The 24,957-nt window shown below is 69.9% G+C and carries 30 protein-coding genes, 1 tRNA gene and 2 pseudogenes; 11 read left to right on the forward strand and 22 right to left on the reverse strand.

Annotation, left to right across the window (positions count from 1 at the left end; translation table 11 throughout):
• The first annotated feature begins 249 nt into the window (after positions 1-249).
• Positions 250-1,239, forward strand: a complete 990-nt coding sequence (locus tag ACFV7R_RS16080; RefSeq protein WP_385263931.1) for an NAD(P)-dependent alcohol dehydrogenase — start codon at positions 250-252, stop codon at positions 1,237-1,239.
• A 238-nt stretch (positions 1,240-1,477) separates the two neighbouring features.
• On the opposite strand, the gene ACFV7R_RS16085 is transcribed toward ACFV7R_RS16080, so the two are convergent.
• Complete coding sequence (locus ACFV7R_RS16085) at positions 1,478-2,068, reverse strand: flavodoxin family protein (RefSeq protein ID WP_385263932.1); 591 nt, start codon at positions 2,066-2,068, stop codon at positions 1,478-1,480.
• A 269-nt stretch (positions 2,069-2,337) separates the two neighbouring features.
• Between ACFV7R_RS16085 and ACFV7R_RS16090 the strand changes: the two genes are divergently transcribed.
• Both ACFV7R_RS16090 and ACFV7R_RS16095 read left to right on the forward strand, forming a co-directional pair.
• On the forward strand, positions 2,338-2,565 hold the full coding sequence (locus tag ACFV7R_RS16090) for a type II toxin-antitoxin system VapB family antitoxin (protein WP_385263933.1): 228 nt from the start codon (positions 2,338-2,340) through the stop codon (positions 2,563-2,565).
• The gene (locus ACFV7R_RS16095; protein ID WP_385263935.1) at positions 2,562-2,969 is read left to right on the forward strand and encodes a PIN domain nuclease; all 408 of its coding nucleotides are present in this window, start codon (positions 2,562-2,564) and stop codon (positions 2,967-2,969) included. The genes ACFV7R_RS16090 and ACFV7R_RS16095 overlap by 4 nt, the downstream gene beginning before the upstream one ends.
• Positions 2,970-3,207: 238 nt before the next feature.
• Here ACFV7R_RS16095 and ACFV7R_RS16100 read toward each other — a convergent pair whose 3' ends face one another.
• From ACFV7R_RS16100 to ACFV7R_RS16125, 6 genes are all read right to left on the reverse strand, one after another.
• Positions 3,208-3,426 carry a DUF397 domain-containing protein gene (locus tag ACFV7R_RS16100; protein WP_385263936.1) on the reverse strand — a complete coding sequence of 73 codons (219 nt, stop codon included), beginning with the start codon at positions 3,424-3,426 and terminating at the stop codon, positions 3,208-3,210.
• 276 nt (positions 3,427-3,702) lie between these two features.
• On the reverse strand, positions 3,703-4,773 hold the full coding sequence (locus ACFV7R_RS16105) for a hypothetical protein (protein ID WP_385263938.1): 1,071 nt from the start codon (positions 4,771-4,773) through the stop codon (positions 3,703-3,705).
• 7 nt (positions 4,774-4,780) lie between these two features.
• Positions 4,781-5,395, reverse strand: coding sequence for a hypothetical protein (locus ACFV7R_RS16110; RefSeq protein ID WP_385263939.1), 615 nt, complete (start codon positions 5,393-5,395; stop codon positions 4,781-4,783).
• The gene (locus ACFV7R_RS16115) at positions 5,392-5,583 is read right to left on the reverse strand and encodes a hypothetical protein (protein WP_385263940.1); all 192 of its coding nucleotides are present in this window, start codon (positions 5,581-5,583) and stop codon (positions 5,392-5,394) included. Before ACFV7R_RS16115 ends, ACFV7R_RS16110 begins: the two co-directional genes overlap by 4 nt.
• Positions 5,584-5,701: 118 nt before the next feature.
• Complete coding sequence (locus ACFV7R_RS16120) at positions 5,702-6,262, reverse strand: hypothetical protein (RefSeq protein ID WP_385263942.1); 561 nt, start codon at positions 6,260-6,262, stop codon at positions 5,702-5,704.
• Positions 6,263-6,267: 5 nt separating this feature from the next.
• Complete coding sequence (locus ACFV7R_RS16125; protein WP_385263943.1) at positions 6,268-6,468, reverse strand: hypothetical protein; 201 nt, start codon at positions 6,466-6,468, stop codon at positions 6,268-6,270.
• A 76-nt stretch (positions 6,469-6,544) separates the two neighbouring features.
• On the opposite strand from ACFV7R_RS16125, the gene ACFV7R_RS16130 reads away from it, so the two are divergent.
• Positions 6,545-7,120: a TetR/AcrR family transcriptional regulator gene (locus ACFV7R_RS16130; RefSeq protein WP_385263945.1), complete on the forward strand. Its 576-nt coding sequence runs from the start codon at positions 6,545-6,547 to the stop codon at positions 7,118-7,120.
• Between the two features lie 336 nt (positions 7,121-7,456).
• Here ACFV7R_RS16130 and ACFV7R_RS16135 read toward each other — a convergent pair whose 3' ends face one another.
• Positions 7,457-7,999: a DUF4396 domain-containing protein gene (locus ACFV7R_RS16135; RefSeq protein ID WP_385263946.1), complete on the reverse strand. Its 543-nt coding sequence runs from the start codon at positions 7,997-7,999 to the stop codon at positions 7,457-7,459.
• Positions 8,000-8,183: 184 nt separating this feature from the next.
• Positions 8,184-8,309 (reverse strand): annotated as a pseudogene (locus tag ACFV7R_RS16140) (multicopper oxidase domain-containing protein); the annotation flags it as partial.
• A gap of 90 nt (positions 8,310-8,399) precedes the next feature.
• Here ACFV7R_RS16140 and ACFV7R_RS16145 point away from each other — a divergent pair.
• Positions 8,400-8,831 carry a hypothetical protein gene (locus ACFV7R_RS16145; RefSeq protein ID WP_385263947.1) on the forward strand — a complete coding sequence of 144 codons (432 nt, stop codon included), beginning with the start codon at positions 8,400-8,402 and terminating at the stop codon, positions 8,829-8,831.
• Positions 8,832-9,036: 205 nt separating this feature from the next.
• A complete protein-coding gene (locus ACFV7R_RS16150) occupies positions 9,037-9,912 on the forward strand; it encodes a hypothetical protein (RefSeq protein ID WP_385263948.1) in 876 nt (291 codons plus the stop codon).
• Positions 9,913-9,924: 12 nt separating this feature from the next.
• Here ACFV7R_RS16150 and ACFV7R_RS16155 read toward each other — a convergent pair whose 3' ends face one another.
• Complete coding sequence (locus tag ACFV7R_RS16155; RefSeq protein WP_385263950.1) at positions 9,925-10,383, reverse strand: MerR family DNA-binding protein; 459 nt, start codon at positions 10,381-10,383, stop codon at positions 9,925-9,927.
• Between ACFV7R_RS16155 and ACFV7R_RS16160 the strand changes: the two are divergent.
• Positions 10,382-11,127 (forward strand): annotated as a pseudogene (locus ACFV7R_RS16160) (tRNA-dependent cyclodipeptide synthase). The gene ACFV7R_RS16155 and the pseudogene ACFV7R_RS16160 sit on opposite strands and share 2 nt — an antisense overlap.
• 28 nt (positions 11,128-11,155) lie before the next feature.
• Here ACFV7R_RS16160 and ACFV7R_RS16165 read toward each other — a convergent pair.
• A complete protein-coding gene (locus ACFV7R_RS16165; RefSeq protein WP_385263952.1) occupies positions 11,156-12,028 on the reverse strand; it encodes a F510_1955 family glycosylhydrolase in 873 nt (290 codons plus the stop codon).
• 38 nt (positions 12,029-12,066) lie between these two features.
• A complete protein-coding gene (locus ACFV7R_RS16170; protein WP_385263954.1) occupies positions 12,067-12,837 on the reverse strand; it encodes a cytochrome c biogenesis CcdA family protein in 771 nt (256 codons plus the stop codon).
• 126 nt (positions 12,838-12,963) lie between these two features.
• Here ACFV7R_RS16170 and ACFV7R_RS16175 point away from each other — a divergent pair, with 126 nt between their 5' ends.
• The 3 genes from ACFV7R_RS16175 (at position 12,964) to ACFV7R_RS16185 (ending at position 14,244) form a co-directional block, all read left to right on the forward strand.
• Positions 12,964-13,215: a hypothetical protein gene (locus ACFV7R_RS16175; protein WP_385263955.1), complete on the forward strand. Its 252-nt coding sequence runs from the start codon at positions 12,964-12,966 to the stop codon at positions 13,213-13,215.
• Positions 13,212-13,439, forward strand: coding sequence for a hypothetical protein (locus ACFV7R_RS16180; protein ID WP_385263956.1), 228 nt, complete (start codon positions 13,212-13,214; stop codon positions 13,437-13,439). Before ACFV7R_RS16175 ends, ACFV7R_RS16180 begins: the two co-directional genes overlap by 4 nt.
• 115 nt (positions 13,440-13,554) lie before the next feature.
• Positions 13,555-14,244, forward strand: coding sequence for a class I SAM-dependent methyltransferase (locus ACFV7R_RS16185; protein WP_385263957.1), 690 nt, complete (start codon positions 13,555-13,557; stop codon positions 14,242-14,244).
• A gap of 32 nt (positions 14,245-14,276) precedes the next feature.
• On the opposite strand, the gene ACFV7R_RS16190 is transcribed toward ACFV7R_RS16185, so the two are convergent.
• From ACFV7R_RS16190 to ACFV7R_RS16230, 9 genes are all read right to left on the reverse strand, one after another.
• Positions 14,277-14,912, reverse strand: a complete 636-nt coding sequence (locus ACFV7R_RS16190) for a DUF305 domain-containing protein (RefSeq protein ID WP_385264122.1) — start codon at positions 14,910-14,912, stop codon at positions 14,277-14,279.
• A 38-nt stretch (positions 14,913-14,950) separates the two neighbouring features.
• Positions 14,951-15,652 (reverse strand): DUF3105 domain-containing protein, encoded by a 702-nt coding sequence (locus tag ACFV7R_RS16195; protein ID WP_385263958.1) that lies wholly within the window; start codon positions 15,650-15,652, stop codon positions 14,951-14,953.
• Between the two features lie 80 nt (positions 15,653-15,732).
• Positions 15,733-16,110, reverse strand: coding sequence for a hypothetical protein (locus ACFV7R_RS16200; RefSeq protein ID WP_385263959.1), 378 nt, complete (start codon positions 16,108-16,110; stop codon positions 15,733-15,735).
• A gap of 2 nt (positions 16,111-16,112) precedes the next feature.
• On the reverse strand, positions 16,113-18,101 hold the full coding sequence (locus ACFV7R_RS16205) for a copper resistance protein CopC (RefSeq protein ID WP_385263960.1): 1,989 nt from the start codon (positions 18,099-18,101) through the stop codon (positions 16,113-16,115).
• A 43-nt stretch (positions 18,102-18,144) separates the two neighbouring features.
• On the reverse strand, positions 18,145-19,122 hold the full coding sequence (locus ACFV7R_RS16210) for a M56 family metallopeptidase (protein ID WP_385263961.1): 978 nt from the start codon (positions 19,120-19,122) through the stop codon (positions 18,145-18,147).
• Positions 19,119-19,493 (reverse strand): BlaI/MecI/CopY family transcriptional regulator, encoded by a 375-nt coding sequence (locus ACFV7R_RS16215; RefSeq protein WP_385263963.1) that lies wholly within the window; start codon positions 19,491-19,493, stop codon positions 19,119-19,121. The genes ACFV7R_RS16210 and ACFV7R_RS16215 overlap by 4 nt, the downstream gene beginning before the upstream one ends.
• Before the next feature lie 325 nt (positions 19,494-19,818).
• A tRNA-Pro gene (locus ACFV7R_RS16220) sits at positions 19,819-19,892 on the reverse strand.
• 34 nt (positions 19,893-19,926) lie between these two features.
• Positions 19,927-20,721, reverse strand: coding sequence for a Pr6Pr family membrane protein (locus ACFV7R_RS16225; protein ID WP_385263964.1), 795 nt, complete (start codon positions 20,719-20,721; stop codon positions 19,927-19,929).
• Between the two features lie 175 nt (positions 20,722-20,896).
• Positions 20,897-21,823, reverse strand: coding sequence for a metallophosphoesterase (locus ACFV7R_RS16230; protein ID WP_385263966.1), 927 nt, complete (start codon positions 21,821-21,823; stop codon positions 20,897-20,899).
• Between the two features lie 94 nt (positions 21,824-21,917).
• On the opposite strand from ACFV7R_RS16230, the gene ACFV7R_RS16235 reads away from it, so the two are divergent.
• On the forward strand, positions 21,918-22,382 hold the full coding sequence (locus ACFV7R_RS16235) for a GatB/YqeY domain-containing protein (RefSeq protein WP_385263967.1): 465 nt from the start codon (positions 21,918-21,920) through the stop codon (positions 22,380-22,382).
• Positions 22,383-22,477: 95 nt separating this feature from the next.
• On the opposite strand, the gene ACFV7R_RS16240 is transcribed toward ACFV7R_RS16235, so the two are convergent.
• Positions 22,478-24,751, reverse strand: coding sequence for a transglycosylase domain-containing protein (locus ACFV7R_RS16240; RefSeq protein ID WP_385263968.1), 2,274 nt, complete (start codon positions 24,749-24,751; stop codon positions 22,478-22,480).
• Positions 24,752-24,957 lie beyond the last annotated feature (206 nt).

Genomic DNA, 24,957 nt, shown 5'->3' on the forward strand with positions numbered 1-24,957 from the left:
CACCGGTGAGGGCCCCGGCCGCACCTGCCTGAGGTCTTCAGTCATCGCCGTCGCGTCGATTCCCGCCCGTGCGGCACACGCCTAGAACTCGGTTGGAAATCGGTCCCCTTCACTCCTTGTCAGGTGTACGCCGTACACCTACGCTCGGAGGTGTACGGCGTACACCCAGCGTTCGCTGCCGGCCGGCCGGTGCCGTACCCGGCGAAGGCAGCGGGCAGCAGCCGATCACGAGGTGATGGGGGAGACCCGATGAAGGCGATCATTCAGGACCGGTTCGGCCCGCCGGAGACCCTGCAACTGGCGGACACCGACCGGCCCGAGGCCGGGGCCGGCCAGGTGCTGGTGCGGGTGCGCGCCGCCGCGCTCAACCCCTACGACTGGCACATGCTGCGCGGCGACCCGTATGTGGCGCGGCTGACGGGAGCCGTGGGGCTGACCCGGCCGAAGTCCCGGATGGCGGGCATCGACGCGGCCGGCCAGGTGGAGGCGGTCGGCGCCGACGTGCGCGGCCTCCAGCCCGGCGACGAGGTGCTGGGCTTCTGCCCGGGCTCCTTCGCCGAGTACGCGCGCACCACTGCGGACCTGCTGGTGCCCAAGCCCGCGAGCCTGACCTTCGAGCAGGCCGCGGCCGTGCCGATGGGGGCGGTGACCGCCCTGCGCGGCATCCGGACCGTGGGTCAGGTGCAGGCCGGGCAGCGGGTGCTGGTCAACGGGGCCGGCGGCGGCGTGGGCACGTTCGCCGTGCAGATCGCCGCGGCCCTCGGCGCGGAGGTCACCGGGGTGTGCAGTGCCCGTAACGTCGAGCTGGTGCGCTCACTGGGCGCCGCGCACGTCATCGACTACACCCGCGAGGACTTCACCGACGGACGCGGACTCTACGACGTGATCCTGGACAACGTGGGCAATCGCCCGCTGAGCGGGCTGCGCCAGGCGCTCACGCCGACAGGGACCCTGGTGGCAAACGGCGGCGGCTCGCCCGGCCACCTGTTCGGGGCGATGGGCTCCATGCTGAGGCTGCTGGCGGTCAACACGTTCGCCCGGCAGCAGCTCCGCGTGATCCTCCCGACGGCCCCGGCCGGGCCGACCCACGAGGACCTGCTCGCCGTCACCGCGCTCATCGAGGCCGGCCGGCTCACCCCGGTGGTCGACCGGACCTACGCGCTGGCCGACGCGGCCGAGGGCGTACGCCATGTGGAACAGGGCCACGCCCGCGGCAAGGCCGTGGTCACCGTGCCGTGACGTGGGTTTCCAGCCGAGGCCGCCTCCCGGTACACGTACGGCCATGGTTCCACCAGCAAGTTGTCCGCACCGAGGACTGCGTCCAGCGCACGCGCCGGCTCCAGCGCCGGCTTCGAGGTGTGCGGATGCAGAGCAGCCGGCACACCCGAAGGTGTACCGGCTGCATGAATTCCCGGCCTGGGCGCCGTGCTGCCGGCAGACGCAGCGCGCCCTCGGGGCAGGCGGGGCGGCCGTTGGCTCAGGCGCCGACGGCCGCGCGTCCGGCGGCGTAGATGCGGGCCTGCTCGGCGATGCGGCGGCCGAGGTGCTCGGCGGTGGCTATATCGGCCTTGTGGACCTCGTCGGGGCCGTGGTCGGTGTGGGTCTGGGCGCCCGCGCCGAGGTAGAAGCCGAGGCGGTTGAGGTCGTCCTCGGAGGCGGTGGAGCTGTTCCAGCCCGGGTGCAGTCCGAGGTTGACCCAGGTCATGCCGTGCTGGGCCGCCAGGATGGAGAAGTACTGGAGCGTGTGGAGCTTGTCGCCGCTCTTCGCGCCGGAGTTGCTGAATCCGGCGGCGAGCTTGTCCTTCCACGAGTGGACGGACCAGCGCTTGGAGGTGGTCTCGGCGAACTGGTGGAAGGCACCGGAAGCCGTGCCCATGTAGGTCGGCGAACCGAAGACGATCGCGTCGGAGGCGTCGAGCAGCTCCCACTGCTCGTCGGTGATCTCGTCGACCTTGATCAGGTGGACGGTGGCTCCGGCCTCCACGGCGCCGCCGCGCACGGCCTCGGCGAGGACGGTTGTGTGGCCGTAGCCGGAGTGGTAGGCGATCGCGACAGCGGGGGTGGTCATAAATGTTCTCTTCCTGGCAGTGGGTCGGCCGGCTCCCTCCGGGAGCCAGGAGGTTGACGATCATCCGCGTGACGGCTCGAAGTCGACCTGTACCCACCAGACCGTGCAGCCTCCGTCCCCGTGACACCGATAGGGGGATTTGCAGGAATAAGCACCCCTGTCGCTGCCTGACGTCGGTCCGTAAGCGTCAGGGCTGGGTCGACCCATCCCTGCGATATATTCGATCATGTATATTGATACACTGTCCGGTGTATACGGAGGTGGGTCTCATGAGCAGAACCGTCATCGATCTCGACGACGACGCCCTGGAAGCCGCAGCGAAGGAGCTGGGCACTTCCACGAAACGGGACACCATCAACACCGCCCTACGTGAGATCGTGGCCCGCAACCGTCGCCTGCGCGCCCTGCATGAACTGCAGGATCTTGCGGATGAAGGCGCCCTCGATGTCGAACTCCTCCTGGACAAGCGCAAATACCGAGGTGGTTCCGCCCGGTGAGTGTGGCCGACCACCTCGTTGATACGTCGGCCCTGGCTCGCGTTCTGCTGCGTCAGGCAACCGAAGAGTGGGAACAGCGGATGGGCGCCGGGCTGATCGCCCTGTGCGACCTCACCGAACTGGAGATCCTCTACTCCGCACGTTCCGCGAAAGACCGTGAGGCGATCCAGGAACGACTGAACCAGTTCACCTGGTGCCCCATGCCCGACGGCATCCACCGGCGCGCCCGCGTCGTCCAGCGCGAGCTCACCGCCAAGGGTGAGCACCGCAGTGCCGGAGTCGTCGACCTCCTCGTGGCCGCAGCCGCGGAAGAAGCAGGACTCACCCTGCTGCACTACGACCGTGACTTCGAAACCATCGCCCGCACCACCGGGCAGCCGGTCCGAATGATCGACCTCAAGTAGCCGCTCCCGGCCGGGGGCCGTCGTCTGTGTGCGGTTGTCGCGGCGAACGTAACCGCCCGTGTCCCGCGCCTGCAAGCCGGTCACTCGGACGGGTGACGTGGGCTCTTGGCGGCAGGGAGGGTGGGTGGGCGGGTAGTTCTTTCCCCCGGTTCTTTCAGGAGGTCAGTGGCCCGCCGGACCCTCGCGGACAAGGGCCCGGTGAGTCCGGAAGGCGGACGGCGGCCGGGGCCCGGCGGCCTCAGGGACGGTGGTGCCCGGCCTTCAACTCGCCTATGAATGCGGCCCAGGAGGCGGCTTCGAAGCACAGCGCCGGACCGTGCGGGACCTTGCTGTCACGGACGGGGACGACGGCCCGGAACCCGTCGGCAACCTCCACCCAGTCGCCGCCTTCCTGATTGCTGTAGCTGCTCTTGCGCCAGGCGGCGCCGTTCAGATCGGGACGGGACCTTCGCTCCACGGTGGTTGTCCTCCATCACGGATCGGATCATGTCGAGGGCGTTCACCTGCGTTCATGGTCGGTTGAGCGCACCAGCGGGCCCGGCTCTGAGACTGCTCTGAACGCCCGTGACCGGGGCTGAATGAGACGGGTGCACGTCGGGTGGTCAGGTTCGTCAAGCCGTGGTCTCCAGGACAGGGCCGTGATGTGTCGGCCTTCGGTCTACCTTCAACTTGGCCTTGAAGAGGCCGAAAAGGCCGGCTTCGCACACTCACCACTCGTGGCCGACCAACCGGATCAGATGACATCGATGGCGACGGTGAAGCCCTCGGGCTTGTCCACGACGAGTTGCCCTTCAGGCGTCTTCATCGGCAGATTAGTGGGCAAGTCCTCGCGAGAGATGAGGTTCTTGTCCATAAGGAACTTAAGTAGGTCAAGAGACCTCTGTCGGTGCTCATTCGCCCGGCTCTCCTTGAGCGCTTCTAGGAGTAGGAGGGCTTGGCTGATGTCCTCAGGGTGAGCATCCAGGTGCTGCCTGAGCAACGACGACGGATCCAACTCCGCAGTGAGCCTGTTTCCTTCGTTGTCGACAAATGGAACCTCTACGCGAGCGTCTGCCGGCATGTCCCCTAGCGCAGCGCGCTGCCACAGCGCGTCGAACCGAGGGAGTTCCTTCTCCGGGGTCATACTGCGTGCACGGCTTGCCAGAATCTCGACCATGGCGTCAATAACGGTCCATCTAGGCAAGTTTGGACCGGTAAGTGCTGTGTGCAGAGTGCTGCGAGAGATGGACTCCCTGGCCTCCATACTGAGCGCACCGAACATTTCCGCCAAGGTGGGTCGACCAGCTTGCAGATGAAGGGTGTGTAGCGCGTCGTTGAGATCTCTCAACGGCCCATCCTCCAGTCGGGGGGCCAGACCGTAGTGCGGGTGGCCGGCGAGGACGCCGAGTCCGGTCTTCGATACGGAGTGCAGGATGCCCGCGACGAGTGCGGCCGACCGGGCTTGTGCGGCGAGGTCGGCCGCACCTTCCTGCGAGGTGAACACGACGTCGGGCCGCAGCCCGGACAGCAGGCCGCTGAGGACTGACGTGGTCCGGTGCTGGGGTACGGCGATGCAGTCCACGCTGTTCCACCGGTAGCGCAGTTCGCCCTGTGTCTCCTCATAGTGGGTGTGGTGGGCGTCGAGGAAACCGCGTAGCTGCGGGAGCTGTTCGGCTTGGTCCCAGGGGGCTTGATGGGAGCCCAGATAGACGGTCTGCCAGCCGGCTGCGGCGAGTTCCTCGGCGAGGAGTTGCTGGGTGACCTCGGCCCCGCCGATGAGGAGCGGGGGTGGGGTGCGCCGCCACGCGAGGAGGGCGGTGGGCATCGGGCGGTCACCTCGTCCAGAAGGTGACGAGGGATTCCACCGCGTGCGCGAGGTCGGCCGGGCCGGTGTCGGCGGGGATGACGGTCACTTCTCTCGCCACCGGCGGTCGCGCTCCTGAGACGAAGTAGTCCCGCGCATGGGCGAGGAACGCCGGATCGTGGAGGAAGTAGTCGGACTCCGCCGTCGTGTGCCCGGCCGTCTTGCGGCGCAGGCTCAGAACTTCGGCGGATACGTCGAGGTAGAGGGTGTGATGGGGGCGGAGAAACGGGAGCTCCTGGAGTCGGTCGCGGAGCTGGTCGTGGACGTCGTAACCGAACAGGGCGTCGAGGGCGTGGGCGTGGGCAAGGAGGGTGTCGACGGAACGGTCGAGGATCGCTACGGGCCTGGCGCTGGCGAGTGCCGCGCGGACACGGGCGTTCTCGATGTCCATGAACGTCTCGAAGGCGGCGAGCTGCGCGGCTGCGGAGTCGGTGCGGGCCGGGGGGATGTCGTCGCGGTGGGCGATGTGCTGGACGTAGCAGTCGGACACGTATGCCCGTTCCTCGATGCCGAGGTCGCGCAGGTGCTGTATCGCGGTGGACTTCCCCGCGTACGAGGGTCCTTCGAGGGCGAGGATCTTCACACTGACTCCGTCCGGTAGAAGCGTTCCGCGTAGGTTCCGGTGCCGGTCGGGAGGTCGGCGGCGGCGGTCCAGGCGTGCCGGATCGGCCGGTACATCTTTCGGGCCGGGTGCATCTGGGAGCCGTGCATCCGCAGGACGGTGGTCTTGTCGAGGATCACGTCGGTGATGTCGACCAGTTCGGTGGCCATGGTTGTGCCGGTGCGGGCGCGGAAGAGGTGTTGGTCGCATCCGGCGAGCGCGTAGGTGGACCAGAACGCGAGGTCTTCCCGGAACCATCGGCATCCGAGGCGGCCTCCTCAGCGCGCCTCAGAAGCCCCGCGCCGCGGTCGCCGTCTGCGCGGCAGAGCCAACGGCCCGTTCGGCTCGTTGCCTGTGCTGCACCCGCCATCCGTAGCGGGTGACGCCGCGCGGCTTGTATATCGACAGTGCTGTGGTCGTGAGCAGGACGGCCACGGCGGCCGCGGCGTCGGCCACGAGCTGGACCCTCAGTCCGTTGAGGTCGCCGCCGGACAGGCTCGTGCGTGCTGCCGCGTCCGCCACGCGCTCGGTCACCTGCATGTGCAGCAGAAGAAGGAACGTCGCCGCGACGGTCAGGGCGAGCTTCACCAGGACCCAGTAGTGGCGCAACAGGCCCCACGTCGTGCCCAGCGACTGGACGAGGCCGGTCAGCAACGATGCGAACGCCAGCGGGACGATCACGTACCAGCCGGTCGTCTCCATGGCGAGATACGCCCCGCGGACCCGCTGGGTGTCCGGGTCGGTCAGGCCGACGACGGCGAGGACCAGGAAGACAGCGACCGAGCCGAGCCAGCCGACCGACGACGCCACGTGCGCGGTGAGTGCGAGCCTGCGGAGGGCGGGCGGCATGGCCATCAGTGGCCGCCGTGCATGCCGGGACCCATGCCGCTCCCGGTCAGGTGCAGGATGAGGAACAGCACGACCACGGCGAGCGCCACGAGGCCCGAGACCTTCACCCAGCGCGGGGCGCCGGGAGCTGTCTCGTTGTCGGTCGGTGAGCCGGCCATGCGGACTCCCTCGGTCGGGCGAGGCCGGGCCTCGGACTTGTCTTCCATGCGCCAAGCTTTATCGAGACACTGTGTCTACGTCAAGGCGTGATGTATTGCCACCGTCACCACGTACACTGAGCGGGTGCCGAGGCTGTGGAACGAGACCATCGAGGAACATCGCCGCGCCGTGCGCGACGCGGTGCTGGAGACCACGGCGACGCTCGTGGCCGAGCAGGGGCTGCGGGGCGTGACGATGTCGCGGATCGCCGAGGAGAGCGGCATCGGGCGGGCCACGCTGTACAAGTACTTCCCGGACGTCGAGTCGATCATGGCGGCGTGGCACGAGGGGCAGATCGCCGGTCACCTTGCCGAACTCGCCGAGCTCAAGGACCGTCCCGGTACCCCTGGTGAGCGGCTCGAAGCGGTGCTGGAGCGCTACGCGTTGATCCAGCAGCAGCGGCACGGACATGGGGGAGAGCTGTCCGCCGTCCTGCACCGGGGTGACCATGTCGCGCACGCCGAGCAGCATCTGCGGCACTTCGTCCGGGGGCTGCTGGCCGAAGCGGTTCAGGCGGGCGAGGTCCGGGTCGACGTCTCTCCGGACGAACTGGCCGGCTACTGCCTGCACGCACTCGCCGGGGCCGGAACCCTGTCGTCGAAGGCTGCTGTGCGGCGGCTCGTGACGGTGACCCTGGCCGGCCTCCGTCCCCAGGACTGACTCGGCCGGGCCCCGGCGCGACGCGTAGGCAACGGGACGAGGTTGGGTGAAGGGCCCTGCGACTCGTACGGCTGGCCCTGTTGCTGCTGGGTGCCGGTGTCCTGCACACCCATGAGCCGCGCAGGGGCGCACGGTGGATCCTGCGCCCTGCTGCCCTGGTTGGCGCGGTGGTGGCACACGCTCTGTTCGCCGTCGCTGAATGGGCGAGCCGCGCGCCGCTGATGGACCTGGGCTCCGGCGCTCTGCCGGGTCTCGCCTCGTCTCGGTGACGCAAACGCGGTCGGGTCGTCCCTGTTCTGCCAGGGGCGACCCGACCGCGTGGGCCTGTGGGGTTCGTCAGTGGTAGGCGTGGACGACGGCGTGGCCCTTGCCGCGGCCGATCATCCATTTGTTGACCGGCGTGGTGATCAGGAAGGCGATCGCGAATCCGCCCAGCAGGGCCGACCAGAACAGTCCGTCGGACAGGTGGGCGTCCATCGCGCCCGGGGTGAGGGCGATGATCGCGTTGTCGACCAACTCCATCACGGCAATGGAGACGGTGTCGGCGGCCAGGGCCACCTTGACCGCGGACTTGAGGTCCAGTCCTGCCCGGCGCACGGCGAACAGCGTGAACGAGTAGCCGAAGAGGAACGCCAGCGCGATCGCCAGGACCATGGTGGCGACGTTGCCCCACATCAGCGCGGTGCCGATCATCATGCCGAGGATCTCGCCGATGGCGCAGCCGGTCAGGCAGTGCAGTGTCGCCTTCGCCGCCGTCGACCAGGACGCCCCCGTGTGACGCCCATGGTGCGCCGCTCCGGTGTGGTTGTGGTGGCCATGGTCGCCGGCGTGAGCGGAGTGGTCGTGCGTGGTGCCGGTCAGGTGTGCGCTGTGGTCCATGGCTCTCAGCCCCTTCGTCCGATGTGGCTCTGTCGAGCTCCACGGCCAGGACTGTATACCCCCAGGGGGTATGCGGCAATGGGTTGTCGGTGTGGAACAGGGCGCCGTATGGCCGGGAGTGAGGAACAGGCACGCTGGTGCTGCGGCGGGGGCAGACCGGAGGATTGGGCCGCCCCCGCCGGGGTCAGGCCCGATAGCCGAGGAGGGCCATCATCCCGGCCTCCCCCTGGTAGGCGTTGTGGCAGTGGAGCATCCACTGCCCGGGGTTGTCGGCGTCGAAGAGGATGGTTACCGTCTGCTTCGGCAGCACGGCCTCTGACGCCGACGAGCCATGGGTACGCTGATGCCGCCAGCACGAGGACGAGCGCTCCGCCCAGCGGCGCGGACGAGGGGTGGCGAGGTGACGAGGACAGCCGGAGCGGCCAGGGGCCCCCTGGGGCGCCTGCTGCTGCTCGGCCTGCTCCTCATCGGCCTCGGCGTCGTCCACACGCTGGCACATGCCGACGCCCATGACGGCGTCACCGGGCCCACGACCACCCATCACCTGGACCGGGCCGCGGCGGACCAGGATTCCGGCAGCGCGTTTCACGGACACAAGGCGGACACGGCCGGCGAAGACCCGCACCGTACGACCGCCCTTGCCGCCACGGACTCGGACTCCCTGCCCGAGGCCGACTGCTGGGCCTCCGTACCCACCGGGCCGTGGCCAGTCCCCCCGGCTCAGTCCGCAGCGGGGACCACGACCGGCTCGTGCGCGGCGCCGCCGACCGAAGGACTGCTGAGCTACCGCGCCCACTCGTCACCTCAGGCGCTGGGAGTCCTGCGGATCTAGAGAGCGGACCCGCTCCGACGGCACCACCATGCCTCGGCGCGGCTCACAGATCAGGTCCGCCGCTCCGATAAGGAGCTGCCCGACCGCTCTCCCCGTCCGTGTTCTCCCGGGCCGTCGTCCAGCGACACCTGCGCCGCACGTCCGTCACGTCCGTACAGGCGCATCACGCTGCGGACGGCCCCCGCCGAAAGGTGACATCGTTCCCGTGTCCCAGCACGACCTCGCCGAAGCCCGCTCGCTGTCGGCGCCGCCGTACGCCTCCCGCACGACGACGTATCCCTCCCGCCCACCCGCGCCGAACGGCCCGCACCTGTCCGATCGAGGCGACCCAGACCCCACACCGCGCAGCGCGGAACCCGCGCCGCCCGCGGGCAGGACCGGCGGCCGGCGCGGACGTCGCCGGGCCCCCAAGCGCACCCCGCTGCTCGGGGACTACCTGGGCTATGCCGCGACCTTCGTCGGAGCCGGGCTGATCAGCGGCGCCATCGTGCACCACCCGCTCGATCCCACCCGCTACACCCTCATCGCCGTCATAGGCGCCGCCGTCTTCCTCTGCGCCACGATCCTCAACGAGTTCGTCCTCACCCGCAGCCGCCCCAGCGCCGCGAAGGTCTGCGGCGTGGTGGCGGCCTCCCTGGCGCTGTCGTTCGGCATCGGCATGCTCAGCGGCGGTCTGCAGCACTTCGAGGATTTCCCCGAACGCGCGGCGATGCTCATCCCCTTCGGTCTCGCGCTCTCCTTCGTCTCGTACGTGCTGCGCCACCGTCCCGACCGGTGGCGCAGCATCCTCGGCCCGGCCGGGATCCTGGTGGCGGTTATGGCCGCCGTCGCCTTCGTCGGCCTGAAGGGCATCGCTCAGGAGATGGCGGCACAACCGGGCGGCGACGGCCACGGTCACAGCCACGGGGAAGAGCCCGCCACCGAAGCGGAGCCGGGGACGAGCGCCACAGACAGCCACCAGCACGAACCCGGCTCCTCCGAGAGCCCGGCCCACGGGTCGACCCCGAGTGAGAAGCCGACGACGACCACCACCTCCTCCCCGGCGGCCGATGACCACGGCGAACCAGGACACAGCCACTGACGGACTGCGCGCTCAATGCCCTTGAGCTCCGGGACGCCCCTGCTGCTCGAGACTGGCGGCGGTCTCTTCGATCAGGGGGCAGATCATGGTGGATACGTCTGCCTCCTCTGCGTGCCGGTCCGGTGCTCGGGTGGCGAGGGCGCGAGCGACGTGCAGCGAGTCGCGCAGGGCCTGCAATTCGGAGATACGGTGCTCGGTTTCTGCGAGGCGCATGTCCAAGAGGTGGGTCACCAGCGGACAGGGCGAGCGGCCGTCGTGGTGCGCATCGAGGACGTTCTTGATGTCTTTCAGGGGGAGTCCGAGCAGTTGGGCCCGGCGGATGAAGCGCAGGACGGGCAGGTGCTCGGGCTCGTAGATGCGGTAGTCGGAGGCGGTGCGGACAGGCGGATCGATGAGTCCGAGGGTTTCGTAGAGGCGTACGGCCTTGGCGGTCAGCCCGGTCTGCCGGGCGACGTGGCCGATGGTGAGCATGGGGGCTCCGTGGAGTGCGTGGTGCGGTTTGACCTTGTCCCGGGGGCAGGGTTCTAGGGTCCGGTTCGTGGATGAGCGGATCGTGGCTACGCCGCTGAGCGAGACGTGCGTCGGGGCGCTGGCGCGGGCGGAGCACGCCTGTGTGGGTGTCAGCCCGTTCAACAGCTACTTCTCGGTCGAGCGGATCCGGCTGCTGGCGGAGTGGGCGTACGGGCGATTCGCCCGCGTCGATTTCTTTGTGCCGGATGCGCCGAGCGCGTACACCTTCGAGGCGCTCGGTTACCCGCCGAGAAAGCGGCGTGGAAGGCCCGGCGGCAGGGGCAGTACACCCGCAACAGGATCCGGACGGCCCTTGACGCGCTTGGGCGGGGAAATGCCGGACGTGTGTGGGGCTGGGCCGAGCTGACGGCCAGCGCGGACTACCGTCGGCTGCACGCCGAGGTGCGTGAACTCTACGAGCAGGACCGGGAGTTCCGTGCCGTCTGCCGGGAGGCGAGGGGCTGGGTGCTGTCCGGCAGGCTGCCCGAGGGTGTGGCGGCGGACGAGCGTCAAGTCGAGTGCGCAGTGCGGTACTTCCTCGCTGAGCTGCCGCTGTTCGTCGACACCCCGTCCATCGTCGGAGCCGAGACGTCCGTCTTCTGCTACCACCGCCCGCCCGAGGTCCTGCGCCGCCTGTACGGGCGGCAGCTGGCCCGGTATCCGGCGCCGGGCCAGGGGTTCGCGGTGGTCGCGTCGGCGAACTGAGTCAAGAGGCCGCACCCGGCGGTGTCGGTCAGTGGCCTTCGGCGGTGGATATCGGCAGGCGCTCGCTGAAGGTCTTGCCGCCGTCGTGGGATTCGTAGACGCCGTCCTGGGTGGCGGCGAGGATGTGGTCCGCGGTGAGGGCGGTCAGGGCCTGGGGCCGGCCGCCGGGGACGGTGCCGGTCTGCTTCCAGGTGGTGCCGGAGTCGGTGCTGCGGTGCAGGCCGCCGGCGAGGTCGATGCCGTACAGGGCGTCGGGCGCGGGCCAGGAGAGGAAGGCCAGGACCTGTCCGGAGCCGGCGCCGAACTTCCTGCCGCCGTCCGTGCTCCGGGCGACGCCGGCCTCGGTCGTGGCCAGCAGCCGGTCGGGGTCCTTCGGACTGACGGCGATGTCGAGGGCGGCGAGCTGGGCGCGTGTGTCCCAGGTGGTGCGATTCTGGCTGACACGCAGAACCCCTTGGGTGCTGTCGTAGCCGTAGACGGTGTTGTGGGCGTACTTCAGGGCGTGGAAGTCGGTGGTGCCGCCCAGCGACAGGGTCTTCCAGGTCTTGCCGGAGTCGGTGGACTGGATCAGGCCCCGGTTGCCATGGTCGTCGCTGCCCTCGGCCGGGTGGCCGCTGCCGAGGAAGGTCTTGGGGCCGATGACGGTGAAGCCCATGTAGTCGGCCGTGTCGCCGACCCGCTGGGCGGTGCTGTTGTCGGTCACGGCGATCACGCCCTCGTGGGTGGCGACGTAGAGGCGTTTGTCGGCGGGGTCGATGCCCAGACCATGGACGTGGCTGACGGTGACGGCCTGGCTGTCGGAGCGGGCGTCCTTGGAGCCGTCGTCGGCGGAACAGGCGCTGAGCACGGCCGTGAGAAGGGCCGCGGCGGTGACGGCGACCAGGCGGGGGCGGGTCTTCATGGCTGGGTTCATTCCTCGGTGAGGCGGGTTGGCGGAGGTCACAGGGGGAGTTGGTAGGAGCCGATCCAGTAGCGCAGTTCGCCGATCATCCAGGTCCACGCGCCGCTTACCTGGAGCAGGCCGACCAGGACTAGGAGGCCGCCGCCGACCCTCATGACGGTGCGGGCGTGGCGGCGGGTGAACGACAGGGCGCTCAGCGACTTGCCGAGCGTGAGGGTCATCAGCAGGAACGGGATGCCGATGCCCAGTGCATAGAGGAAGGACAGGAACGCGCCCCGTCCCGCCGATCCGGTGGTCATCGACAGCGAAACCACCGCGGCCAGCGTCGGGCCGATGCACGGCGTCCAGCCCAGGCCGAACATCACACCCAGCAGCGGGGCGCTCGCCAGTCCGGCGCGTGGCGTGAAGCGCGGCTTGAAGGTACGCGAGAGCAGCGGGACGCGGTCCAGGACGCCCATGAACATCAGACCGAGCAGGATGGTGAGCGCCCCCAGTACGCGCGTGACGGTTTCCTGGTGGGCCAGCAGCACGTTGCCGAGTGATCCGAAGAAGGCTCCGTACGCGGCGAACAGCGCGGCGAAGCCGGACACGAACAGCGCCGTGCCGAGCAGGGCCCGGCGCCGTATGCGCCCGTCGGCCTGCGTGGCCTGGACGTCGGCTCCGGTCATGCCGGTGGCGTAGGAGAGGTAGCCGGGCACCAGCGGCAGGCAGCAGGGCGAGGCGACGGTGATCGCACCGGCCGCGAGGGCGATCGGCGCGGCCAGCAGCAGGGAGCCCGAGCTGACGGTGTCGGCGATGTCGAGCGGCAAGGCGGCGCCTTTCCTGGGCGGCGTACGGCGGCTCCCGCGCCCGGTGGGGAGGGGCGCGGTCGACAGGCACTCTATCTCCTATGTAGCTTAGGTCCTAAGTTGCATAGGAGATCGAGGAGTGCCGCCATGCGTGACCTGCTGTACGTCCTTCCGGTCCTCGCCTGCCCCCTGGGCATGGGCCTGATGATGTGGATGATGATGAGGCCCGGCCGCCGGACCCAGCCGAAAGACGCCGATCACCCGCCCTACGTGAGGTCCGCGGCCGACCAGCCCCAGTCCCCGCAGGACGTCGCCGCCCTGCGCGAGGAGATAGCCGACCTGCGTGCCGAACTGGACCGCCGCTCGGGGCAGGCATCGACGGTGGAGCGCACGCCGTGACGACCTACGCCCTGCCGCTGCTGGCGACGGCGGCGGCCTTCGGCCTGACGTACGTCTTCTGCATCCGCCCGATGCGCACGGGCCGCGCCTGCCACACCCCGGCCACGTACGAGCAGCCGGAGGCGGAGGTCAGCGCCCTGCGCGAAGAGGTCGCGCGGCTGCGCCGCGAGATCGAGGCTCACCCCGTTCCCGCGGGACCGCTCCACAAGGCTGACCCACGCTGAGCGCCCCTCTATATATGTACGGCTATGTATACGGCCGCGACGGCCCTGCCACTCCCCCGTACCGCGGGGCCGTCGCGGCGCCACGCGGGCATGGTTCCGGCATCCGGGCGGGACCATGGAAAGGCGCACCGCCAACGGAAGCAGCCGTGAGGAGGCCGAGATGACCGTCACCGGCCGCAAGGAACTGCAACACCCCCGCTTCGCTCGCCAGTACCTCAAGCTCGCCGAACAGTCCGACCGGCGCGGCGGCGCCGAGCACCGCCACCGCCTGCTCGCCGGACTGAGCGGCCGCGTCCTCGAAATCGGCGCCGGGCAGGGGCGCAACTTCCCGCACTACCCCGACACCGTCACCGAGGTCGTCGCCCTCGAACCCGACGACACCCTGCGCGCGGTCGCCGAGCAGCAGGCCGCCTCCGCACCGGTGCGGGTCACGGTCGTCGCCGGTGAGGCTGCCCAACTCCCCGGCAAGGGCGGGGAGTTCGACGCAGTGGTCGCCTCTCTCGTGCTGTGCTCCGTGGGCGACTTGGCGGGTGCGCTGGAGGAGATGGCCCGGGTACTGCGGCCCGGGGGCGAGCTGCGTTTCTACGAGCACGTGCGCTCGCCCCGTGCCTGGGTCGGCCTGCTGGAGGACGCGATCACGCCGTTGTGGAGCCGGGCCGGGGGAGGCTGTCACCCCAACCGCGACACCGAGGCCGCCATCCGCGCGGCCGGTTTCGCCGTCACCGACAGCGATTCATTCGGGTTCTCGCCCTCTCCCTTCATTCCGAAGGTCCGGCACGTCCTGGGCTCCGCCGTCCGGCCCTGATCGCCGGACGGCGAAGCCCCGGGCCTGGGCCGTCAGGCTGTCGCGCCGCGTGCCTTGAGCATGTCGGCCATCAGATCCATCTCGGCCTGCTGGCCCTCGACCATGCCCTGCGCCAGCCGCCGGACATCCTCGATCTTCGCTGTCTCGGCCGCCGCCTCGGACATTGCGACGCCACCCTTGTGATGTTCGGTCAACAGCTGCAGATAAAGGATCTCCGCGTCCTCGTCCTTCGCCTGGCGCAGCTGGTCCAGCTGTGTGTTGGTGGCCATGCCCGGCATGAGCGAGCCGTCGTGCGCCTCGTACATCGAACCGTGGCCCATCCAGGACATCGGCGGATCCTGCGAGGACTTGGGCAGGTCCCACGCGTCCAGCCAGCCCAGCAGCATGCCGCGCTGGTTGGCCTGGGTGTTGATGATGTCGTAGGCGAGCCGGCGCACGTCCTCGTCGTCGGTGCGGTCGCGGACGATGAACGACAGCTCCACCGCCTGCTGGTGATGCACCGCCATGTCACGGGCGAAGCCCGCGTCCACCGAGTCCCGGGACGGCGTCCCGCTGCCGTTGGCCGGCCACAGCAGGGCCACGGCGACCGCTACGGCGGTCAGCACCGCCGCGAGCGATCCGGCGATCAGGAGCCGGGACAGCCGCCGCGTGCCATCCCGTTCCGTCACGACGTCCTGTTCCTCGTCCACATCGATCTCCGTCGTGCTCACGCGGACTTCCCTCCGGTGCAGGCGGCACCGGGTTCGGGAGTCTGCGTGCCCTGGACGTACTTGTCGAGGAACTCGTCGACCCGCGCATCGGACGCCTTCGTGACGTTCAGCTGGTGCCCCCAGGCCGAGAGCGTGATCGGCGACGTCTGGCTCTTGTACGGGCTCATCAGGGTGTACGGCGTCTTCGTCACCTTCGCCGCGAGCGCTTTGACGTCTGCCTGGGCGGCCTTGTCGTTGTAGGTGATCCAGACGGCACCGTGCTCCAGGGAGTGCACGGCGTTCTCGTTCTGCAGCTCGGTGGTGTAGACGTTGCCGTTGCAGTTCTGCCAGACCGGGGCGTGGTTGCCGCCCACGGGCGGGGTCATGGGGTAGTCGACCTTGGTGTCGACGTGGGTCTGGCTCAGCTTCGACCAGGTCTTCTCGCCGGCGACCGGAGCCGCCTTGGCCTGCTCCTTGTCGTTGGCCTGGTCGATCAGGTACCAGCCGCCGCCCACCAGCCCGGCCAGGATCGCCGTGGACGCGACGACGGTGATGATCCGGACGCGGCGCTCGCGGGCGCGTTCGGCGCGGCGCTGTTCTTCTATCCGGGCGCGGCGGGCCGCGGCCTTGTCCCTGCCCGTGCTCTTGCCCTTGTTCTTGGGGTTGCCGGTGTTCTGGGGCTTGTTGGGGTTCGTGCTCTTGGACTTGGCGGATGCCATGGCGAAATGCCTTTCGTGCAGCGGAGATTGCAGCAGAGATCGACGGATGCCGGTTGATGAATGGAGAGGGGCATCCGGATCTAGGTCCGCAGCACTTGCAGCACGTGGAGGTTGGGTGGTCGGGGAGCCGCCGGGCCGGCAGTGACCGGTGTCGGGGCCGCGACAGGTCGCGTGTCGACGCGGGTGGGAAGAGCCTGGGGGAGGGGGTGTGGTGCGGGCCCGGTGGCCGGCGTGTCCACCACCGTCCCGCCCCCGCACTGGTCGTGGCCGGGCGCGGCGCAGGCATGCTCGCGGGTGTCGTCGCCCGGCGCGTCGGGCATGGGCGAGACGGCGGCGACGTACTGCACGGCCTGGGCGTACGTCTGGCCATGCGCGCACAGGCAGCCCACGCCCAGCACCGTGGCCAGGGCCATCCACAGGCCCAGGACCACGGACGCCGCCCGCCGCCGTGTGCCCATCGTCAGCCGCCCGTCTCCGTTGTTCCCAGTGTTCCTGGCGTTTCGGGATAGGTGAAGGAGCGGTGGATGAGGTGGTTGGGGGCGACCAGGGTTTCGCGTACGACCCGGTCGTGGTCGTCCAGCGTCAGTTCCAGGGCCAGGCGTTCGCCGGGATAGCCGAGGGCGAGCACCGTGCGCCCCTCGGCATCGGTGAACCGGGACGTCTGGGCGGCCCTGCCCTGGGCGTACGGCTCCGAGTCGATGAAGCGGTCGCCGGACAGCTCCAGCCGGGTCGGCGCGACGGCCGCCCCCGCGGTGTCGCTGGCCACCTGCTCATGCAGGGTGAACGTCTTCACCGCCCGCATCGCCTTCACCGTACGGGCCAGCAGCCCGGTGTCCGGACTCACGGGCCACATCACCCGCAGCGTCTCCTTGCCGCCGCCCCAGCCCTGCGCGGCGGCCCGCACGGTCAGCAGGTTGGCGCCGTTCTTCCACCTCACGGGGGCGTAGAAGCAGCCGTCACCGCAGCCGCGCAGCGCGACGGTCCGGGCGCGGCCGGACGCGTCGGCCAGCCGCAGCGATGCCTCGTACACCCGTGAGTCGTCGCGTTCGAGGTCGGTGGTCGGCGCGGTCAGCCGCAGCACCGCCTGTCCGGCCGACGCCGTGGCGGCGATGCCGATCTGGTCGGCCCGCCCACCCACGGTGATCGCATCGCCGGTGGCCGGGGGAGCGAACGGCAGCGCGTCGTCGTCGCCCCCCGGAGGACGGGTGACCGACAGCCAGGCCGTCACCGCCAGCACCGCGACCAGTGCCGACGCCTCGACGCGGACCAGCGTGCGGGGTGCTCTGCGGGTCATCGTGAACCGTGCGGCCAGCGCGAGCGCGCAGATGCCGGCGACGAGCGACAGCTTGACGGTGAGGACCTTCCCGAAGGAGGTGTCCAGCAGCTCGGACGGGGCGACCAGCAGCAGCCCGGACAGCGTCCCGGTGAGCAGGACGACGACCACCAGCACCAGGGCGAGACGCGAGTACCCGCCCAGCGCGGCACGGAACGCGGCATCCCACCTACGCACGATCCCGACGCGTACGAGATGCACGAGCGCGCCGATCCACACCGCGGCCGCCGTCAGATGCACCGTCGTCAGGACCGGCCCCCACCCCTCGGACGCAGCGGCAGGATGCGCCCGCAGCCCCTCCATGATCACGGCCGTCGCAAGCCCCGCCCACGCCACCGGCCGCCACCGGGAACCGGGCCTGCCCAGCGCCACCGCTGCGACCAGCCACGCCACCGTCGCGCAGACCGCGAGCACCCCGGCCCGCCCGCCCCACAGAGCCGAACCGGACGGTGAGGAGATCCCCTCGACCAGGCTGCCGCCGCCCGCGATCAGCACGACCAGCCCGAGCGAGGCCACCAGCCCACCCACCGCGCCGAATCGGGCCCACGACCGCGGCGTCCGGATCCCGTGCCGGGCCGCCAGCCGCTCGCCGACCAGCCCGCCCAGCGCCAGCGCGAACGCCGCGAACAGCACCCACCGCAGTACGGCGGTTGCCTCCGCCCCGCTGACCTGCTGCTGCCCTCCGGCCGACCCGGTGGACAGACCAGCCGCGGCGGATCCCACGGCGAAGCGGTAACTACCGCCCATCACATCGCCGTCCTGCGCGGTGGCCTGCCACTGCACCGTGTACACGCCCGCGCCCAGCGAGCCGCGCACCGGCACGGTCAACTGCCGCCCGCCCTCACTACGCGAAGGAGTCCCGACGTCGATCGTCTCCCCGGCGGTCGTTGTGATCCGCACGGTCCGCCCGCCGACGGCCTGCACTGGCTCGTCGAAGACGAGGGAGACGGCCTTCGGCGTGGTGGGCACCGCGCCCTCGATCGCCGGGGACGCGAACAGCAGCACCGCGTGCGCCTGAGAGGCCGGGGCACTGATCAGCAGCCCCGCAACGGCAAGGACCAGCGCGACGGCCAGCCGTACGGTCCGGCGGGCACAGCCGCCCCACACCTTGAACACCTAAGCATCATAGGAGCAAGCTTCTGCGCGTCGGTCGTCAGGGTCAGGCGGCACCGGTCGTCTCGGCCACCGGCGCCTCCATCAACGGGCAGGCGTGCATGTCGATCGACGCCACGGCCGGCTCGGTGGCCAGCACCACCGGCAGCGCCAGCACAGCGACCGCCGCCAGGGCCCCGCCCCACACCACGACCCGCCGCAGCGGCCGGTGAGGACCCATCAGCCGCCGCACCCGCCGGGCCACATCCCCGCCGGCCGCCAGCGCGGACGCCGGGGCCCCTGCCCCGGCGAGCTCCACCAGCGCCCCGGCCAACGTCAGCCTGCCCGAGCCACGGGTTGCCTCGTCGTCGGCCGCCATCTCCACCAGCCGCCGCGTCTCGGTTGCTGCCGTCCGAAACAGCGCCACCCGCGGAAAGGCCCGCACCAGCGCCTCCGCATACCCCAGCACCAGGTGGTGCCGACCCCGGATGTGCGCCCGCTCATGGGCGATCACCGCATCCAGGGCGGACGGCTCCAGCGCCGCCAGCGTCGCCGACGTCAGCACGATCCGGTGCCCGTACCCCGGCAGGCAGTACACCGCCGGACGGTCGTCGTCCAGCACGGTCACCCCGAGATCTGAGCGGTGGCTGCCGACGAGGGCCAGCACCTCCGCGTGCCGGGACCGCTCCCGCCGCGCCCGCCACAGCCCAGCCGCCAGACACCAGCCGACCCGGCCCACGACCGCCACTGCCAGCACGGTGCCGCTGGCAGCGACCGCCGCCCCGCCCGGTGCCGCGTACTGCGCCCGCAGTGACAGCACGCACGCCTGCAACATGTCCGCGAGACTTCCGCTGAACGCCACCGACGGCACTGCGACCGCCAGACCGGCCAGCGCGACGGACACCACCACGGTCGCGGTCAGCGCCTGCCACGCCCAGATCCCGAGCCGCGGCGAACGCGACGTCCACCCCGCCCGGGTCAGCCACATCGGCGCGAGCACCGCCAGGACGACGGCGTACCCGAGCAGCGGCAGGGCGATCTTCATCCCTGACCCCCGTCCGTCCGGTCGGCCAGGGCCGCCCGCAGCTCGGCGACCTCGTCCGCGTCCAGCTCGTCGAACAGCTTCACCAGCGTCGCCGTACGGTCCGCGCCGGTCGCCCAGACCTGGTCGATCAGCGAGGCCGCGTACTCCTCGCGGCTCTTGGTCGCCTTGTACCGGAAGGCCCGCCCGTCCTTGGCCCGGGTCAGCCACTCCTTACGGTGCAGGATCTCCATCACGGTCTGCACGGTGTTGTATGCGAGTGCCTGCGGCCGGTCGCTGTTCAGCCGTTCCAGCACCTCGCGCACGGTGAGCGGTGCGTCAGCGGCCCAGACGACGTCCATGATCGCCTGCTCCAGCTCGCCGAATCCCCTCACCGTGGTCCCTTCTGCCGTGCCCGCGTGCGTGCATTTCGCACGAAAACCTAAACGCCATAGTAGTTGCCGCCTTGTCGGGCCGAGCCGTCCTCACCGACTACGGCAGGCACGCTGCGGACCACCGCATCCGCCACTCGCCTGTAACCCGTACCCCCAGTCGGCGCGGTCTGGCCCCGCCGGGATCGCCGGGGCCAGGACAAGGACCCAGCTCCCCTGGGAGCCCGATTCCCAAGTCGGCTCCCAAATGGCTCCCAAAACGGGGCCGCACAGCAAATCAGGCCCGGTGCTGATCTCTCAGCACCGGGCCTGACCTGGTGTTTCTCTGTCGGGGTGGCGGGATTTGAACCCACGACCTCTTCGTCCCGAACGAAGCGCGCTGCCAAGCTGCGCTACACCCCGATCGCCGCCGCTTGTCGCGGCGACGACGTTTACTTTAGCCCACCGGTGGCTGGAGACGAAATCCGGTTTTCGTGCGGTGACGGATGGGGTTCGGGCGGGCGTGGTCGAGGGCGATGAGGAGGACGGCCACGGCGTAGACGGAGAGGCCGAGGAGGAGGGCGTTACCGAGGACGCCCTTGTAGCCGTGCCGGTCGACGTCGAGGAAGGAGTAGAGGTAGCGGCCGGGGGCGCCGGGGAGCAGGAACTCGCCTCGGGCGAAGGAGAAGGCCAGGTAGGCCAGGGGGTAGAGGAGCCACCCGCTCGCCTGGCGGAGGTGCAGGCGGCCGGGGGTGGTCAGAAGCAGCCAGTCCAGCAGGGCGGCGATCGGGACCGCCGTGTGGAGGGTGTGGTCGGCGATGTCCTGCAGGAGCGTCGGGGTGGTGTCACCGGTGATCGAGGCCGGCATCGCGAAGGGGCTCGCCTCGTTCGCCAGGAGCAGGTGGTGCACCAGCGCCGCGCTCAGGACGTAGAGGAGGGTCGCGCCGGTCAGGGTGGCCGGTAACGGGCGGCGGGCGGTCCAGGATCGGCGGGCGGAGAGGGTGAAGACCAGCGCCAGCAGGATGCTGCTCTGAATCGTGAAGTGACTCAGGACCCGGGGTGGGCTGCCGAGGAGCAGGTGGATCGTCACGCCGGTGGTTGCCGCCAGTGCGGTCAGCAGGCGGAAGACGGCCGTCAGGGGGCGGGGTGCGGGCGCCACCACCGCCGTGGCGGGGACGGGGGAGGGCAGCAGCGCGGGCATGCCCGGGATCGCGGGGAGGTCCGGGATGTCCCTGGGTATCGGGGCGGTCATGCCCTCACGCTAAGCAGGTCGGGCAAATGGGGCATTGCGGGTGGCCTGTGTGGGTTACTCCGCCGCCCGGTGCCGTGTGAGGTGTGGGGTGTGGGTTACTCCGCCGCCTGGCCCATACGTGGGGCACCCGCCCGGCGCCTACGTGGGGCACCCGCCCGCCCTGCCACGCCTCGAGCTACGCCCGCCCCACCAGCGTCAGCAACGTCGCCTCCGGTGGGCAGGCGAAGCGGACCGGGGTGTAGCGGCTGGTGCCGCAGCCTGCTGAGACGTGCAGGAAGGCGGTGCGGTCCTCCACCGTGTGCGTCGACAGGCCCTTCACACGGTCGGTGTCCAGGTCGCAGTTGGTGACGAAGGCGCCGTAGAAGGGGAGGCAGAGCTGGCCGCCGTGGGTGTGGCCGGCCAGGATCAGGGGGTAGCCGTCGGCTGTGAAGGCGTCCAGGCTGCGCAGGTACGGGGCATGGACCACGCCCATGGAGAAGTCGGCGGTCCCCGAGGGGCCGCCGGCGACCTGCGCGTAGCGGTCCCGCTTGATGTGCGGGTCGTCCACGCCCGTCAGTTCCACCGAGACGCCGTCGGCCTTCAGCGTGCCCCGGGTGTTCGTCAGGTTCAGCCAGCCCGCCGCGTCGAAACCGTCCCGCAGGTCCTCCCACGGGTTGTGGATCACGCCGACGGCGGGTGCGTTGCCGTTCAGACCGTGGCGGCCCTGTGCCTTTTCGATCAGGTAGCGGGCGGGGTTGCGCAGCGTCGGGCCGTAGTAGTCGTTGGAACCGAAGACGTACGCGCCCGGGAAGTCCAGCAGCGGCCCGAGCGCGTCCAGTACCTCCGGCACGCCCTCCGGGTCCGAGAGGTTGTCGCCCGTGTTGATCACGAAGTCCGGGCGCAGCCCGGCCAGCGAGCGCAGCCAGCGCTGCTTCTTGCGCTGCCCGCTGACCATGTGGATGTCGGAGACGTGCAGCACACGCAGCGGGCGCATGCCCTCGGGCAGTACCGGGACGGTGATCCGTCGCAGGCGGAAGGAACGGGCCTCGAACCCGGCCGAGTAGAGGAGACCGGCGGCCGCGACCGCCGTGATGCCGAGGGGTACTCCGTATCGCGCGCGCATGCCCCCATCGTGTCAGACCGGGCCCGGGCGACGTGCCCGGCCGTCCCTTAAATCAACAGGCGTCCGGCCGCCCACACCTGCGACAATCGAGCCCATGACCACGCTCAAGTCGAAGCTGCACGAAGACCTCAACGCCGCGATCAAGGAGCGCGACGAGCTCCGCTCCTCGACGCTCCGGCTGACGCTCGCCGCGATCACCAAGGAGGAGGTCGCGGGCAAGGAGAAGCGCGAGCTCTCCGACGATGAGGTCACGAAGGTGATCACCCGCGAGGCGAAGAAGCGGCGCGAGGCCGCCGACGCCTTTGCGCAGGGCGGTCGCCCCGAGCAGGCGGAGCGGGAGAAGGCGGAGGGCGAGGTGCTCGCCGCGTATCTGCCCAAGCAGCTGTCCGACGAGGAGCTGAACCGGATCGTCGCCCAGGCGGTCGAGGAGGCGAAGGCGGCCGGCGCGGAGGGGCCGCGGGCCATGGGCGCGGTCATGAAGATCGTGAACCCGAAGGTCGCCGGGCAGGCGGAGGGCGGCCGCGTCGCCGCCGTGGTGAAGAAGCTCCTCGCGGGCTGAGGTCGTAACCGACGACGGGCTGTACGGCAGCGATGGGGCGCCCCTCCTCGAAGAGAGGGGCGCCCCATCGCCGTACTACCGCCTCGGCCGGCCCGTCACGGCCAGTTCCCCCCGTTGTTGCCGTTGTTACCGCCGTTGTCGCCGCCCTGGATCCAGCCCTCGGGGATGGAGAAGGAGGGCGTCGGGAAGTCGCCGCCGATGAGGCCGCCGTTGCCGTTGCCGTTCCCGTTGTCACCGTTGCCGTTGTCGTTGTCCTCGTCGCCCCGGTCGCCGCGGTCCTCGTCCTCGTCGTCGTCCTCGGGGATCTCGACGAGGTTGAAGGACCCGCCTTCCTTGCCGACGAGGGCGCCGGACATGGCGTCCCGCCAGATGGGGCCCGGCACCTGGCCGCCGTAGACCTTTTCGTGCCAGACGCCGCCGATGGTGATGCCCTCCATCTGGACCTGCTGGGTGGCGCTGCCGACCCAGACCGCCCCGGACAGGTTCGGGGTGTAGCCGACGAACCAGGCGTTCTTGCGCTCGTCCGTCGTACCCGTCTTACCGGCGCTGTCCCGGTCGGTGAGGCCGGCCTCCTGGCCGGTACCGGAGTCGACCACACCCTGCAGCAGGGTGTTGACGGTGTCGGCCGTCTTCTCGGACATGGCCCGCGAGCAGGTCGACTTCGGCACCTCCAGCGACTTCTGCTCCTGGCCGATCTTCTGGGTGATCGACTCGATGGCGATCGGCGTGCAGTACATACCGCGCGAGGCGAAGGCGGCGTACGCGGTGGCCATCGTCAGTGGGGAGATGCCCTTGGAGCCGAGGGAGATGGCCGGGACCTCGGGGAGCTTCTCGCCGTTGCCCTGCACGACGTGCAGGTTGTCGGTCATCTTCACGACCGGGCAGAGACCGATGTCGGAGATCATCTGGACGAAGTAGGTGTTGACCGACTTCTCCATAGCCTCCCTGAGGCGGTACGGGCCGACCTCCGACTCGTCCTCGTTCTCGACGGTCGCCTTCTGCGGGCCCCCGTTCACCCACGGCTTGCCGGAACACGTCTGGACAGGGCTCGGGTAGTCCATGTCGTACGGCGCCGAGTACTCCTGCGTCACCGGCCGCCCCTCCTCCAGCGCGGCCGCCGCGACGAACGGCTTGAACGTCGAACCGGTCGGGAAGCCGTAGTTCGAGCCGCCCATGGAGGCGTCGACCGAGTAGTTGTACTCGGTCTCGTTCTTGCCGTAGCCGAACGGCTTCGACTGGCCCATGCCGAGGATCTTGCCGGTGCCGGGTTCGACCAGGGTGGTGGCCGCGGCGACCTGGTCGTCCTTGTTCACGTGGTCCTTGAGCGAGGCCTGGACCGACTCCTGCGCCTGCGGATCGAGGGTCGTACGGATCGTCAGGCCGCCCTGGTTCCAGATCTTCGCCCGCTCCTCCTTGGACTTGCCGAAGACCGGATCGCTCTTGAAGACCTTCTCGACGTACTTGCAGAAGAAACTGGCGCCCTTCACCGCGGTGATGCAGCCGTTCTGCGGTCGGCTGATCTTCAGCTCCAGCGGCTGCCCCTTGGCCTCGTCGGCCTCCGCCTGGGAGATGTTGCCGACATCGGCCATCCGCTGCAGCACGACGTTGCGCCGCTTGGTGGCCTCCGCCTCGTCGTTCACCGGGTCGTACCGGCTGGGCGACTGGACGATGCCGGCGAGGAGCGCCGACTCCTGGAGGCTGAGGTCCTTGGCCGACTTGGAGAAGTAGCGCTGGGCGGCGGCCTCGACGCCGTAGGCCTGCTGGCCGAAGAAGGTGATGTTCAGGTAGTTCTCGAGGATCTTCTTCTTGCCCAGCTCCTCCTCGACCTGGATCGCGTACTTCAGTTCGCGGATCTTGCGGCCGAGGGTCTGCTGGGTGGCCTGCGCGACCTTCGTCGGGTCGTCGCCGGCCTCCTCCACGAAGACGTTCTTCACATACTGCTGGGTGAGCGTGGACGCGCCCTCGGCCACGCCGCCGCTCTGCGCGTTGCGGTTGAGGGCGCGCAGGACGCCCTTCAGGTCGACCGCGCCGTGCTGGTAGAAGCGGGCGTCCTCGATGGCGACGATCGCCTTCTGCATGTACGGCGAGATGTCCTTGAGGTCGACCACCGTGCGGTCGCGTGAGTACACCGTGGCGATGTGGTCGCCCTTGGCGTCGAGGATCGTGGTGCGCTGGCTGAGCGGCGGGGTCTTCATGTTCGCCGGGAGCTCGTCGAAGCTCTCCACCGAGCCCTTTGCCGCAAGGCCCAGCGCGCCGACGGCGGGCAGCGCGATGCCGGCCATGACGGCTCCCGCGAGCACACTGACACCGAGGAACTTGGCGGCCTGCTGTGTTGGCGACAGACCACCACCCGAGCGCTTCTTTGGCATGAGGGCAGCCTACGTTCTCATTCGCCGGACACGCGTATATGCCTTGGCCTAAGCTGCTCTCAACTGTCACAGCAGTAGGGCCACGTATCAATACGTCCGGCGACCCCGAATCGTTCCGGATCCTCTCGGTCTTTTTTGCCGAGGTGGGTTGGGCACGTGTCCGAATCCGCCTTGTGTGTCACCTGGCGTCCGTTGTGACTCAGCTG

The organism is Streptomyces sp. NPDC059866 (assembly GCF_042731325.1).
Classification (GTDB): Bacteria; Actinomycetota; Actinomycetes; order Streptomycetales; family Streptomycetaceae; genus Streptomyces; species Streptomyces flavusporus.

Excerpts from the sequence above, each read along its gene's own strand:
- ACFV7R_RS16195 (WP_385263958.1), bottom strand. The coding sequence starts at position 15,652 with ATGGCATCCGCCAAGTCCAAGAGCACGAACCCCAACAAGCCCCAGAAC.
- ACFV7R_RS16230 (WP_385263966.1), bottom strand. The coding sequence starts at position 21,823 with ATGCGCGCGCGATACGGAGTACCCCTCGGCATCACGGCGGTCGCGGCC.
- ACFV7R_RS16090 (WP_385263933.1), top strand. The coding sequence starts at position 2,338 with ATGAGCAGAACCGTCATCGATCTCGACGACGACGCCCTGGAAGCCGCA.
- ACFV7R_RS16235 (WP_385263967.1), top strand. The coding sequence starts at position 21,918 with ATGACCACGCTCAAGTCGAAGCTGCACGAAGACCTCAACGCCGCGATC.
- ACFV7R_RS16210 (WP_385263961.1), bottom strand. The coding sequence starts at position 19,122 with ATGAAGATCGCCCTGCCGCTGCTCGGGTACGCCGTCGTCCTGGCGGTG.
- ACFV7R_RS16155 (WP_385263950.1), bottom strand. The coding sequence starts at position 10,383 with ATGCTCACCATCGGCCACGTCGCCCGGCAGACCGGGCTGACCGCCAAG.
- ACFV7R_RS16125 (WP_385263943.1), bottom strand. The coding sequence starts at position 6,468 with ATGGAAGACAAGTCCGAGGCCCGGCCTCGCCCGACCGAGGGAGTCCGC.
- ACFV7R_RS16135 (WP_385263946.1), bottom strand. The coding sequence starts at position 7,999 with ATGGACCACAGCGCACACCTGACCGGCACCACGCACGACCACTCCGCT.
- ACFV7R_RS16080 (WP_385263931.1), top strand. The coding sequence starts at position 250 with ATGAAGGCGATCATTCAGGACCGGTTCGGCCCGCCGGAGACCCTGCAA.
- ACFV7R_RS16185 (WP_385263957.1), top strand. The coding sequence starts at position 13,555 with ATGGAAAGGCGCACCGCCAACGGAAGCAGCCGTGAGGAGGCCGAGATG.
- ACFV7R_RS16225 (WP_385263964.1), bottom strand. The coding sequence starts at position 20,721 with ATGACCGCCCCGATACCCAGGGACATCCCGGACCTCCCCGCGATCCCG.
- ACFV7R_RS16240 (WP_385263968.1), bottom strand. The coding sequence starts at position 24,751 with ATGCCAAAGAAGCGCTCGGGTGGTGGTCTGTCGCCAACACAGCAGGCC.
- ACFV7R_RS16175 (WP_385263955.1), top strand. The coding sequence starts at position 12,964 with ATGCGTGACCTGCTGTACGTCCTTCCGGTCCTCGCCTGCCCCCTGGGC.
- ACFV7R_RS16200 (WP_385263959.1), bottom strand. The coding sequence starts at position 16,110 with ATGGGCACACGGCGGCGGGCGGCGTCCGTGGTCCTGGGCCTGTGGATG.
- ACFV7R_RS16115 (WP_385263940.1), bottom strand. The coding sequence starts at position 5,583 with ATGGCCACCGAACTGGTCGACATCACCGACGTGATCCTCGACAAGACC.
- ACFV7R_RS16085 (WP_385263932.1), bottom strand. The coding sequence starts at position 2,068 with ATGACCACCCCCGCTGTCGCGATCGCCTACCACTCCGGCTACGGCCAC.
- ACFV7R_RS16165 (WP_385263952.1), bottom strand. The coding sequence starts at position 12,028 with ATGAAGACCCGCCCCCGCCTGGTCGCCGTCACCGCCGCGGCCCTTCTC.
- ACFV7R_RS16120 (WP_385263942.1), bottom strand. The coding sequence starts at position 6,262 with ATGCCGCCCGCCCTCCGCAGGCTCGCACTCACCGCGCACGTGGCGTCG.
- ACFV7R_RS16105 (WP_385263938.1), bottom strand. The coding sequence starts at position 4,773 with ATGCCCACCGCCCTCCTCGCGTGGCGGCGCACCCCACCCCCGCTCCTC.